1 protein-coding gene is annotated in these 401 nt (G+C 67.8%); it reads left to right on the top strand.

Annotated features, from left to right (window positions below; genetic code table 11):
• Positions 1 to 401 (top strand): hypothetical protein (locus tag D4A39_RS17920; protein WP_199699510.1); only part of this gene is annotated, 401 nt, incomplete at both ends.

Raw genomic sequence — 401 nt, forward strand, 5'->3', positions numbered from 1 at the left:
CATTTCATTGCGCAGCTCGGCGCGGCCCTCGCCGCCGGGCCCGTCCTTGCGCAATCGGATCCGACCCGCGCGGTCCTGGACCGGATCCAGGACGAAGGCTTTATTATCGAGCGATTGAGCCGCACCTGGCTGGGCCGGGTCCGGATCATCTCCCGGCGGGGCACGGTGACCCGCGAAACCGTGGTCGATCCGCGCTATGGCGAGGTCCTGCGTGACCTGCTGCGCGATCCCGCCCGGCGTCAGGACAATGACGGCCCGGACGATCTCCGCAGCGGACGATCCGGCGGGCGCGATGATGACCGGGATGATGATCGCGATGACGATTCCGACGATGACGGCGATGACGACTCCGACGACGGGGATGACGGCGACGATGGCGACGACGGCGACGATGGGGATGA

Origin of the sequence: Alcanivorax profundi, from assembly GCF_003597125.1 — a bacterium.
In the GTDB taxonomy this organism is placed as follows: domain Bacteria; phylum Pseudomonadota; class Gammaproteobacteria; order Pseudomonadales; family Alcanivoracaceae; genus Alcanivorax; species Alcanivorax profundi.